This window comes from Streptomyces soli (assembly GCF_003999195.1).
GTDB lineage: Bacteria > Actinomycetota > Actinomycetes > Streptomycetales > Streptomycetaceae > Actinacidiphila > Actinacidiphila soli.
Genome location: NZ_RJVR01000330.1, coordinates 32,733 through 44,251, shown reverse-complemented (window position 1 = coordinate 44,251; position 11,519 = coordinate 32,733). Strand labels below are relative to the sequence as shown.

At 69.9% G+C, this 11,519-nt stretch carries 10 protein-coding genes and 1 pseudogene; 7 read left to right on the top strand and 4 right to left on the bottom strand.

The genetic code is table 11. From position 1 onward, the window contains the following. Positions 1-90 precede the first annotated feature (90 nt). From EFK10_RS39310 to EFK10_RS39300, 3 genes are read left to right on the top strand one after another with little or no spacing between them, the layout of a single operon-like run. Entirely contained in the window at positions 91-1,257 is a 1,167-nt protein-coding gene (locus EFK10_RS39310; RefSeq protein ID WP_127360433.1) for a Gfo/Idh/MocA family protein, read from the top strand. Further along, positions 1,254-2,411, top strand: coding sequence for a dihydrodipicolinate synthase family protein (locus tag EFK10_RS39305; protein WP_127360432.1), 1,158 nt, complete (start codon positions 1,254-1,256; stop codon positions 2,409-2,411). Before EFK10_RS39310 ends, EFK10_RS39305 begins: the two co-directional genes overlap by 4 nt. A gap of 2 nt (positions 2,412-2,413) precedes the next feature. Further along, on the top strand, positions 2,414-3,256 hold the full coding sequence (locus tag EFK10_RS39300) for a sugar phosphate isomerase/epimerase family protein (protein ID WP_127360431.1): 843 nt from the start codon (positions 2,414-2,416) through the stop codon (positions 3,254-3,256). 232 nt (positions 3,257-3,488) lie between these two features. Here the strand turns inward: EFK10_RS39300 and EFK10_RS39295 are convergent, their stop codons facing one another. From EFK10_RS39295 to EFK10_RS51400, 4 genes and pseudogenes are all read right to left on the bottom strand, one after another. After that, positions 3,489-3,890 (bottom strand): DUF937 domain-containing protein, encoded by a 402-nt coding sequence (locus EFK10_RS39295; protein ID WP_127360430.1) that lies wholly within the window; start codon positions 3,888-3,890, stop codon positions 3,489-3,491. Positions 3,891-3,980: 90 nt separating this feature from the next. Then, a complete protein-coding gene (gene rbsD, locus EFK10_RS39290) occupies positions 3,981-4,370 on the bottom strand; it encodes a D-ribose pyranase (protein WP_127360429.1) in 390 nt (129 codons plus the stop codon). Next, positions 4,367-4,814 (bottom strand): annotated as a pseudogene (locus tag EFK10_RS51405) (PfkB family carbohydrate kinase); the annotation flags it as partial. The gene rbsD and the pseudogene EFK10_RS51405, both read right to left, overlap by 4 nt. A 75-nt stretch (positions 4,815-4,889) precedes the next feature. Continuing rightward, positions 4,890-5,141, bottom strand: coding sequence for a LacI family DNA-binding transcriptional regulator (locus EFK10_RS51400; RefSeq protein ID WP_127360428.1), 252 nt, complete (start codon positions 5,139-5,141; stop codon positions 4,890-4,892). Between the two features lie 315 nt (positions 5,142-5,456). Here EFK10_RS51400 and recD2 point away from each other — a divergent pair, with 315 nt between their 5' ends. From recD2 to EFK10_RS39260, 4 genes are all read left to right on the top strand, one after another. Further along, the gene (gene recD2, locus EFK10_RS39275; RefSeq protein ID WP_127360427.1) at positions 5,457-7,658 is read left to right on the top strand and encodes an SF1B family DNA helicase RecD2; all 2,202 of its coding nucleotides are present in this window, start codon (positions 5,457-5,459) and stop codon (positions 7,656-7,658) included. Between the two features lie 132 nt (positions 7,659-7,790). Then, positions 7,791-9,080, top strand: a complete 1,290-nt coding sequence (locus EFK10_RS39270) for a citrate synthase (RefSeq protein ID WP_127360426.1) — start codon at positions 7,791-7,793, stop codon at positions 9,078-9,080. 727 nt (positions 9,081-9,807) lie between these two features. After that, positions 9,808-10,554, top strand: a complete 747-nt coding sequence (locus tag EFK10_RS39265; RefSeq protein WP_127360425.1) for an SDR family NAD(P)-dependent oxidoreductase — start codon at positions 9,808-9,810, stop codon at positions 10,552-10,554. Between the two features lie 211 nt (positions 10,555-10,765). Continuing rightward, positions 10,766-11,506: a DedA family protein gene (locus EFK10_RS39260; protein WP_240677756.1), complete on the top strand. Its 741-nt coding sequence runs from the start codon at positions 10,766-10,768 to the stop codon at positions 11,504-11,506. The last annotated feature ends 13 nt before the right edge of the window (positions 11,507-11,519 follow it).

Sequence of the window (11,519 nt, the reverse complement as noted above, 5' to 3'; positions counted from 1 at the left end):
AACTCATTCGACTCCAGCTACGCTGAGCAGCGAGAAAGCGCTTGCTATTGGGAATCGTACGCGCGGCCGGTCGATCGAGAGGAACCCCACGTGACACGCAAGACAGTGCGGATCGCCATGAACGGCGTGACCGGCCGCATGGGATACCGCCAGCACCTCGTCCGTTCGATCCTCGCGATCCGCGAGGAGGGCGGGCTCGACCTGGGCGACGGCACGACGCTGTGGCCGGAGCCGATCCTCCTCGGCCGCCGCGAACACGCCCTTCGCGCGCTCGCGGACAAGCACGCACTCGACCCGTCCCTGGTCTCCACCGACCTGGACGCCGTCCTCGCCGACCCGACCGTCGACATCTACTTCGACGCCCAGGTAACCGCCGCCCGCGAGAACGCGATCCGCAAGGCCATCGCCGCCGGCAAGCACATCTACACGGAGAAGCCCATTGCCACCGGCCTCGACGGCGCCCTCGACCTCGCCCGCCTCGCCACCGCCGCAGGCATCAAGCACGGGGTCGTGCAGGACAAGCTCTTCCTCCCCGGCCTCCTCAAGCTCAGGCGGCTCATCGACGGCGGGTTCTTCGGGCAGATCCTTTCCATCCGCGGTGAGTTCGGCTACTGGGTCTTCGAGGGCGACTGGCAGTCCGCCCAGCGCCCGTCCTGGAACTACCGCGCCGAGGGCGGCGGGGGCATCGTCGTCGACATGTTCCCGCACTGGGAGTATGTGCTGAACGAGCTGTTCGGCCGGATCCGCACCGTGCAGGCGCTCACCGCCACGCACATCCCGCAGCGCTGGGACGAGCAGGGCAAGCCGTACGACGCGACCGCCGACGACTCCGCGTACGGCATCTTCGAGCTCGAGGGCGGCGCGGTCGCCCAGATCAACTCCTCCTGGGCCGTCCGCGTCAACCGCGACGAGCTCGTCGAGTTCCAGGTCGACGGCACGCACGGCTCGGCCGTGGCCGGCCTGCGCAACTGCCGCGTGCAGCACCGCTCCGCCACCCCCAAGCCGGTCTGGAACCCGGACATTCCGGCGACCGAGGCGTTCCGCGACCAGTGGCAGGAGGTCCCGGACAACACCGGGGACGAGGGCTTCACGAACGGCTTCAAGGCGCAATGGGAGCTCTTCCTGCGCCACGTCCACCGGGACGAGCCCTACACCTGGGACCTGCTGACCGGTGCCCGCGGCGTACAGCTCGCCGAACTGGGCCTGAAGTCCTCCGCCGAGGGCAGCCGCCTCGATGTACCGGAGCTGTCCCTGTGACCGCGAAACCGCTCCTCCTCCCCGACACGCAGGGCGAGCTGTACGCGTACAAACCGCGCACCGCCCCCGTCACGTATGGAGCCGAAGGCGCACTCCGCAGCCGCATCGTCTATTCGGCCGCCCACGTCGTCGCCGACCCCTTCCGCAGCGCCCCCGACGTGCCGGCGGCCGTGGACTGGGACGCCACCCTGGCCTTCCGCCGCCACCTCTGGTCGCACGGCCTGGGCGTGGCTGAGGCGATGGACACCGCGCAGCGCGGCATGGGCCTGGACTGGGCGGGCGCGGCCGAGTTGATCCGCCGCTCGTCCGCCGAGGCGAGGGCGGTCGGCGGCCGCATCGCCTGCGGTGTCGGCACCGACCAGCTCAGCGCACCGGCGACCACCCTCACCGAGGTCATCAAGGCCTACGAGGAACAGCTCGCCGTCGTCGAGGAGTCCGGCTCGCAGGCCATCCTCATGGCGAGCCGCGCCCTCGCCGCGCTCGCCAGGGGCCCCGAGGACTACCTGGAGGTCTACGGCCACCTCCTGCGCCGGTCCGCCGAGCCGGTGATCCTGCACTGGCTGGGCCCGATGTTCGACCCGGCGCTCACGGGCTACTGGGGCAGCGAAGACCTGGATGCGGCGACCGACACCTTCCTGGAGGTCGTCGCAGCCCACCCGGACAAGGTCGACGGCATCAAGATCTCCCTCCTCGACGCCGAGCGCGAGATCGACGTCCGCCGCCGCCTGCCCAGGGGTGTGCGCTGCTATACCGGGGACGACTTCAACTACCCCGAGCTGATTGCGGGCGACGAGCAGGGCTTCAGCCACGCCCTGCTCGGCATCTTCGATCCCCTGGCCCCCCTCGCCGCGGAGGCGGTGCGCACGCTCGACACCGGTGACAAGGACGGCTTCCGGGCCTTGCTCGACCCCACCGTCGAGCTGTCCCGGCACCTGTTCGGCACCCCCACCCGCTACTACAAGACAGGCGTCGTCTTCCTCGCCTGGCTGTCCGGCCATCAGTCGCACTTCACGATGGTCGGTGGTCTGCAATCGGCACGCTCCCTCCCGCACCTGGCCCGGGCCTACGAACTCGCCGACCGCATCGGCCTGTTCCCCGACCCGGTGCTCGCCGAATCCCGAGTCCGCAATCTCCTCTCCGTATACGGAGTGTGACAGTGACCACTGACAACGCGGGTCCGACTCGGCTCAGCGTCAACCAGGAGACGGTCAGGCAGCTCTCCATCCCCGCCCTGGTCCAGGGCGTCACCGCCCTCGGCATCACCGGCATCGGCCTGTGGCGCGCCCCCGTCCAGGAGTACGGCGTCGAGGCGGCGGCGAAGCTGGTGCGCGACGCCGGTCTGACCGTGACCTCGCTCTGCCGGGGCGGCTTCTTCACCGCCGCCGACCCGGACGATCGCAAGGCGGCCCTGGCGGACAACCGCACCGCCATCGAGGAGGCCGCCACCCTCGGCACCGACACCCTGGTCCTGGTCTCCGGCGGCCTGCCGGCCGGTGACCGCGACATCGCCGCCGCGCGCGCGCGCGTCGCCGACGCCATCACGGAACTCGCGCCGTACGCGGGCGAGCGCGGCGTACGGCTGGCGATCGAGCCGCTACACCCGATGTACGCCTCGGACCGGTGCGTGATCTCCACGCTCGGCCAGGCGCTGGACATCGCCGAGCGCTTCCCGGCCGAGCAGGTGGGCGTGGTCGTGGACACGTACCACATCTGGTGGGACGACCAGGTGGGCGCGCTGATCGACCGGGCGGGGGCGGCCGGCCGGATCGCGTCCTTCCAGGTCGCGGACTGGATCACCCCGCTCCCGGAGGGGGTGCTGCTCGGCCGTGGCCAGCTCGGTGACGGCAGCATCGACCTGCGCTGGTACCGCGAACGAGTGGACGCCACCGGCTTCGACGGGGCGATCGAAGTGGAGATCTTCAACCCCAGGTTGTGGGCGAAAGAGGGCACCGAGGCGCTCGCCGAGATCGCCGACAGATACGTCCGGCACGTTTTCTGAGAAGTTTTTCAAATTTCTTTCGCGAACCGTGCAACCTTCTTGCGTGGACGTGGGTCGTACATGTCATCAGGCCCCGGAGGGGGCTCGCAGGGGCCTGATGATGGGGGGAAACGCGGTGGCCGGAGGGGGGCTCGGGGCACCGTAAGGGGAGGGAACGCTTAAGGGGTCCGGCTTGCCGGACCCCTTTCGCCTGCCCTGGGGAAGCAGGGCAGGGGACGCAGCGGGACAGGGCCTACGCGCGGGCGCGCCGGGCCAGCACGGTCGCCGTCACCGGGACGACGATCTCCAGCGCCCCCGCGACCGCCTCCACCGGCAGCCCCTGCCGCTTGGCCACCGCCTTCGCCGCCGGGTCGGCCACCTTGCCGAGCACCGCGGCCACCAGACCACCCCCGGCCGAGACGGCACCGTGGTGCGGTTCGGGCTCCATGGCGGCCTGGGCGATGGCCTGGCAGAGCTCGGCCGTGCCGCCGGGGGTCAGGGAGTCGTCGGTCAGTACACCGGTCAGCGAGGCGACCGAGCCGTTCACGACGTGCCGCGCGGTGTCGGCGTCGCTATGGAGCAGCCCGGCGATCTCCTGGAGCCGGTCGTCACCCAGCTCGTCCAGCACCTCGTCCTTCAGCGGTCGGTCGGTCATGTTCCGGACGGTACGCGCCAAACGCCCGCTCGTCCTGCCGACCGGCCCCGTAAGGATGTACGAGGCCGGTCGCCAGGCCCACGGCTCGCCTCAGAACGGCACGCCGCAGCGGAGGATGACGTTCGCGTACGGCCGCGCCTCACCGGTTCGTACGACGAGCCGGGCGGCCCGGGTGCGGGCTTTGAACTCCTCGTGCGGGACGAGCTCCAGTTCCGGGAAGCGGTCGTCCAGGAGCGCGGCCGCGCCGGGGTTGGCGTCCCGGATCTCCGTGGCGGCGACGGCGCCCTCCACGACCAGCTCGTCGAGCAGGCCCTCGAAGACCTCGGCGAAGGACGGCGTCCCGGCCCGGAAGGCCAGGTCGACGACGATCGGGCCTTCGGGGATGGGCAGCCCCGCGTCGCAGACCACCACCAGATCGGTGTGGCCGAGTACGGCCAGCGCCCCGCTGAGGTGGCGGTTGAGGATTCCGGCCTTCTTCACAGAGCTGCTACCTCTTCCAGGGTAGGGAAGGACTCCTGGGCCCCGGCATTGGTGACGGCCGCCCCGACCCGTACGGCGAAGCGCACCGCTGTCTCCAGGTCGTCGCCCGCGCCCAGCCGCCAGGCCAGGGCGCCGGTGAAGGCGTCTCCCGCGCCGGTCGTGTCGACGGCCTTCACCGGGAGGCTGGGGATACGTACGTTGCCGGCCGGATCCGCGACCAGCGCCCCGGCCGCGCCCAGGGTGACGTCCGGGGGCGTGGACAGGTCCAGGAATCGGGCGGTGGCCGCTGGCGGCCTGGAAGTCGCCCTGGCCGATGTGGTCGTCGGGCAGCGGCAGTGCGTGTTCCTGCAGCGCGTCGCGGAATGACTCGACGCGCTCGCTGCCGGTGGTGGTCGCCGCCGGGCCCGCGATGATGGCGAGCCGCCGGTGGCCGAGCGCGTACAGGTGCGCGACCAGATCCTGGCCGGCGTCGCCGCCGTCGGTACGGACCACCGGCACCTCGGGGCCGACGCCGGGGATTCAGCGGTCGACGAAGACCATGGCCTCGACGGAGCGGGCCAGCTCGGTGAAGAACGGGTTGAGTACGTCGCTGATCACCAGCCCGAGCGTGCGGGTCTGGTCGGTGCGCGGCGAGCGCGCGACCGCGTTCGGCCGGTAGCCGAGCTCCGTGACCGCTGCCAGCACCCGGGTGCGGGTGTCGGGGCGGACCGACGGGTGGTCGTTCAGGACGCGGGAGACCGTCGCGACCGAGACACCCGCGCGGGATGCCACGTCCTAGATGCTCGCCACCGTCCACCTCATTGTGGAATCGATTACATGGCAGAGGGCAAGACCCAGAAACCTGATCGTTACCTTGCCGTGCCTTTCCGCGGGGAGTTATCCACAGGCTCCGAGCGGGTTGTCGGCGCTCGGCGGTACCTTCGGATCAGTTCTTTCGACGCGGGCGCGTGGGGGAGGAGGTCCTGACAGTGGGGGAGTTCAAGATGGTCGTCCTCGAGGGTGTTTTCGAGCGGATGCCACGTCGCCAAACCAACGTGGCCTGCGCCACCGGGGGGTGGTGAGGTGGATCAGTCTCAGCGGCCTTCGTTGGTCGAATTGACTGGCGTCCTCGAGCGGATCACGTACGCGAACGAGGACAACGGCTACACGGTCGCGCGGGTCGACACCGGCCGGGGCGGCGGCGACCTGTTGACCGTCGTCGGCGCACTGCTCGGCGCCCAGCCGGGCGAATCCCTTCGCATGGAGGGCCGTTGGGGCTCCCATCCGCAGTACGGCAAGCAGTTCACCGTCGAGAACTACACGACGGTGCTGCCCGCCACCATCCAGGGAATTCGCCGGTATCTCGGCTCCGGGCTCATCAAGGGCATCGGCCCCCGCATCGCCGACCGGATCGTGGAGCACTTCGGCACCGACACCCTCGATGTGATCGAGGGCGAGCCCAAGCGCCTCATAGAGGTCCCAGGGCTCGGCCCCAAGCGCACCAAGCTCATCGGCGCGGCCTGGGAGGAGCAGAAGGCCATCAAGGAGGTCATGGTCTTCCTTCAGGGGGTGGGGGTCTCCACCTCCATTGCGGTCCGGATCTACAAGAACTACGGCGACTCGTCGATCTCAGTGGTGAAGAACCAGCCCTACCGGCTGGCCGCCGATGTCTGGGGCATCGGCTTCCTCACCGCCGACCGGATCGCCCAGGCCGTCGGCATACCGCACGACAGCCCCGAGCGGGTGAAGGCCGGGCTGCAGTACGCCCTCTCGCAGGCGACCGACAGTGGGAACTGCTTCCTGCCTGAGGAGCGGCTGCTCGCCGACGCCGTGAAGCTGCTGCAGGTCGACGCGGGGCTGGTGATCGACTGTCTGGCCGAACTGGCCGACGAGGAGGGTGTGGTCCGCGAGGCCGTCCCCGATCCGGAGGGCGGCGACCCGATCCGAGCCGTCTACCTGGTGCCGTTCCACCGGGCCGAGATCTCGCTGGCCGGCTCGCTGCTGCGGCTGCTGCGCGGTACCGAGGACCGGATGCCGGCCTTCCGGGACGTCGAGTGGGACAAGGCGCTGGTCTGGCTCGCCGACCGCACGGGGGCCGATCTGGCGCCCGAGCAGCAGCAGGCGGTGCGGCTCGCCCTGACCGAGAAGGTCGCCGTACTCACCGGCGGGCCCGGCTGCGGCAAGTCCTTCACCGTGAAGTCGGTGGTGGCCCTGGCCCAGGCGAAGAAGGCCAAGGTGGTGCTGGCCGCGCCCACCGGGCGGGCCGCCAAGCGGCTGGCGGAGCTGACCGGGGCCGAGGCCTCCACCGTGCACCGGCTGCTGGAGCTGAAGCCGGGCGGGGACGCCGCGTACGACCGGGACCGGCCGCTGGACGCCGATCTGGTGGTGGTCGACGAGGCCTCGATGCTGGACCTGCTGCTCGCGAACAAGCTGGTCAAGGCGGTGCCGCCCGGCGCCCATCTGCTCTTCGTCGGGGATGTGGACCAGCTGCCCAGCGTCGGTGCCGGCGAGGTGCTGCGGGATCTGCTCGCCGAGGGCGGTCCGGTCCCGGCGGTCCGGCTCACCCGGATCTTCCGCCAGGCCCAGCAGTCCGGTGTGGTCACCAACGCCCACCGGATCAACTCGGGGCTCCACCCGGTCACCCAGGGCCTGCCGGACTTCTTCCTCTTCGCCGAGGAGGACTCGGAGGAGGCAGGCCGGCTCACCGTGGACGTCGTGGCCCGCCGCATCCCGCAGAAGTTCGGCCTCGACCCGCGCCGGGACGTCCAGGTCCTGGCCCCCATGCACCGCGGCCCGGCCGGCGCCGGCGTGCTGAACGGGCTGCTCCAGCAAGCCGTCACCCCCGCCCGCCCCGATCTGCCCGAGCGGCGCTTCGGAGGCCGGGTCTTCCGCGTCGGCGACAAGGTCACCCAGATCAGGAACAACTATGACAAAGGGGCGAACGGCGTCTTCAACGGCACGGTCGGGGTCGTCACCTCGCTGGACACCGTCGAGCAGAAGCTGACCGTGCGTACCGACGAGGACGAGGAGATTCCGTACGACTTCGACGAGCTGGACGAACTGGCACACGCCTACGCTGTGACCATCCACCGTTCTCAGGGCAGCGAGTACCCGGCGGTGGTGATTCCGGTCACCACCGGGGCCTGGATGATGCTCCAGCGCAACCTGCTTTACACGGCCGTCACGCGGGCGAAACGCCTGGTCGTACTGGTCGGCTCGCGCAAGGCCATCGGCCAGGCGGTCCGTACGGTGTCGGCGGGTCGCCGATTCACCGCTCTCGACCATCGTCTATCCGGAGCGGCAAAATAGGCACTGGGTGCCAGCTATCGGCCCTATGGACGACCCCGAGTGCACGAGGCCGCGCCAAATGGGGGACAGTAGGGGTAGTCAGGGCACCTCGAAACCTCGATGAAGAGGCCACGACGTCGGTGAGGGAATGACGTGAGCGACAACTCTGTAGTACTGCGGTACGGGGACAACGAGCACCGCTACCCGGTGATCGAAGGAACCGTCGGCGACAACGGCTTCGACATCGGCAAGCTGCGCGCCGACACCGGTCTGGTCACCCTGGACAGCGGCTACGGCAACACCGCGGCCTACAAGTCCGCGATCACCTACCTCGACGGCGAGCAGGGCATCCTGCGGTATCGGGGCTACCCGATCGAGCAGATCGCCGAGCGTGGCTCCTTCCTGGAGACCGCCTACCTGCTGATCAACGGCGAGCTCCCCACTGTGGACGAGCTCTCCGCCTTCCGTGGCGACATCACCCAGCACACGCTGCTGCACGAGGACGTCAAACGGTTCTTCCAGGGCTTCCCACGCGACGCCCACCCGATGGCCATGCTGTCCTCGGTCGTCAGCGCGCTGTCCACCTTCTACCAGGACAGCCACAACCCGTTCGACGAGAAGCAGCGCTACCTCTCCACGATCCGCCTGCTTGCCAAGCTTCCGACGATCGCGGCCTACGCGTACAAGAAGTCCATCGGCCACCCCTTCGTCTACCCGCGCAACGATCTCGGCTACGTCGAGAACTTTCTGCGCATGACGTTCGCGGTGCCGGCCGAGGAGTACGAGCTCAACCCGGTAGTCGTCGACGCCCTGGACAAGCTGCTCATCCTGCACGCGGACCACGAGCAGAACTGCTCGACCTCCACCGTGCGCCTGGTCGGTTCCTCGCAGGCCAACCTCTTCGCCTCCATTTCGGCGGGCATCAACGCGCTGTGGGGCCCCCTGCACGGCGGCGCCAACCAGAGCGTCCTGGAGATGCTCGAGGGCATCCAGGCCGCCGGCGGCGATGTCGACTCCTTCATCCGCAAGGTGAAGAACAAGGAGGACGGCGTCCGTCTGATGGGCTTCGGCCACCGCGTCTACAAGAGCTTCGACCCCCGCGCGAAGATCATCAAGTCGGCCGCGCACGATGTCCTCTCCGCGCTCGGCAAGTCCGACGAGCTCCTTGACATCGCCCTCAAGCTCGAGGAGCACGCGCTGAGCGATGAGTACTTCATCCAGCGCAACCTCTACCCGAACGTGGACTTCTACACCGGCCTGATCTACCGGGCCATGGGCTTCCCGAGCACCATGTTCACCGTGCTCTTCGCGCTTGGCCGGCTCCCCGGCTGGATCGCCCAGTGGCACGAGATGATCAAGGAGCCCGGCTCCCGCATCGGCCGCCCGCGCCAGATCTACACCGGCGTCGAGATCCGCGACTTCGTCCCGGTCGAGGGTCGCTGACACCTGCGATGCGCTGAGGGCTCCGGAGCCTTGACACCTGCGGTTCCGGGCAGGCGTGTGAGCCAAAGCGGAGCGGCCGCTGTCGAAATGAGGGTCCTCCCCCAGCCTCCGGCCGGTGGGGGCAGCTCCCAGCCGCCAGGCTGGGGGAGGACCGACCCCCACCCAGCGGAAGCGCTGGGGGAGGGAACGCGCGGAGATCGCGAGGAACGAGCGATCGGGCACGATCGACCTCCCCCAGACTTCGTCTGGGGGAGGGTCCCCCCGGACGAAGCCTGGAACGCCTCCACAGTGGCTCAGCGCAGCGGAGGCGAACCTCGCCTCCGAAATAAAGAGAAGCGCCCCGCGCCCAATCCCCCCACGGGTTGGACACGGGGCGCCCCTCGTTCCCCGGAGCGGCTCCCCCCACGGGGCCGTACCGGGCGTTCTTTGGGTGCGCTCGCTTTGACCGGGATCAAAGCGTCCGGGAGGGCCGCTCAAAGCTCTCCGGGCGCTTCGCCCCGGGCAACACGACCGGGCTGTCCCCCAAAGACAACCCGCTCATCATCTCACCGAGTCCGCCGGGAGCCCGGTGTCTCGCTGGGATAGACCTGCCTCTAGACCAAAAGGTTACGTTCCAGCCAGTGTGATCTGCATCTCTGTGGTCATTTCGGGCCCGATACCGACCCCCAGTGAAGGCCTGTGGGCGGCGTCCCGTAGCGTGCTGTCCCTCTTTGAGGGGCGGAGAGTGATGTCGGAGAACGCGAGTACGGGCCGGAACGTCGTTGTCACCGGCGGAGGGACGGGCATCGGGCGGGCGGTGGCCACCCGGTTCGCGGAGGCGGGCAGCCATGTCACCATCGTCGGCCGCCGTCGTGAGGTCCTCCAGGCCACAGCCGAAGAACTACGTACCAAATACGACCTTGACGTGACTCCGGTGGCCTGCGATCTCGCTGATCCCGATGACGTCGAGGCCGCGCTGACCCGCCTGCCGCGCCGTATCGATGTCCTGGTCAACAACGCGGGCAGCCGCGAACTGGCGGTCGGCGCCGGCCCGCACGGCGTGCTCGCCCGCTGGCGCGGTGACTTCGAGCGCAATGTCCTGACCGCCGTGCTGGTGACCGAGTCCGCCCGGGACCGTTTCCCCGAGGGTGGCCGGGTGATCACGGTGACCTCGGTGGCGGCGCTGCGCGGCGGCGGTTCGTACGGGGCCTCCAAGGCCGCCCTGCATGCCTGGAACCACTCGCTGGCCGCCCAGCTCGGCCCGCAGGGCGTGACCTGCAACATCGTCGCCCCTGGCACGGTGGCCGGCACCGAGTTCTTCGGCGCGCGGCTCAATGACGCGGAGCTGACCCGGCGGGCCGGCCGCACCCTGATCGGGCGGGTGGGGCGTCCGGCCGATGTCGCGGCGGCCGTGATCTTCCTGGCCTCTCCGGAGGCCGGCTTCATCACCGGCGAGATCCTGCAGTGCAACGGCGGCGAACTGCTCGGCCGCTGACCGCCGCCGACTTACGGCCGCTCCACGCGCCGTACTCTCTGTAGTCCCTGGGGACGAGCAGGCCCGGCCGCGCTGTCCCCTGAGGATGACGGAACCTTGGGAAACCCCTGGGAATGCCCCTAATCCTGGTGGAATCCCATTGCTCATCCCCTCCTGCCCCTGCCAGCGTTGACGGGGATGGACGCGCGAACAGGGGAAGAGGGGTGGCGACGTGGACGTTGCAACATTCGTGTCGTCATTCGACTTCACGGCGGGCCTGGACGCGTACCTGCGCGACGGCCACGTGATCCTTGCGTACGCGGTGCTGGCGGCCACCACCGCGCCCCCGTTGGTGCCCAATGCGGCTCTGCTGGTCACCGGCGGGGTGTTGGCGGCCGAGGGCCGGCTGAGCATCGCGCTGGTGCTGCTGGTCGTGGCCGGCAGCGCTCTGGCCGGTGACCTGTTGATCCACCGTGCCGGGCGGGCGGTCAGCGGCCGGGTCCTCACCAGGCTCTACCGGCGGCCCCGGCGTCGCGCTCTCCTCGACTGGGCCGGCACCCGAATACAGCGGCATGGCGTGCCCTTCGTGGTCGGGGTGCGCTTCCTGCCCAGTGGGCGGCTCTTCGGCGGGTTGGCGGCCGGAATCATGCGCTATCCGGCCCGGCGCTATGCGATCGGCGCGGGCCTGGCCGAGGCGGTCTGGGCGACGTACTCGGTGGGGCTCGGCTACTTCGGGGGGCTCGCCACCTCCAATTCGCTGTACGCGGTCGGGCTCGGACTGGGTGTCTCGGCACTGGTCGCGGCCCTGGGCACGCTCGTCCAGTGGATCTCCCGGCGGCGCGGAGGAGGCGCGCAGAGCGCCGAGCTGGTGGTGGCCGCGGGCGGTGGGGCAGTGGTGCCCGGCATTCCCGGCCAGCCCGCGGAGGGGCAGGCCGTACAGCCCGAGAAGGTGGGCGGCGGGCAGTCGGTCTGACGGCCATCCCGGG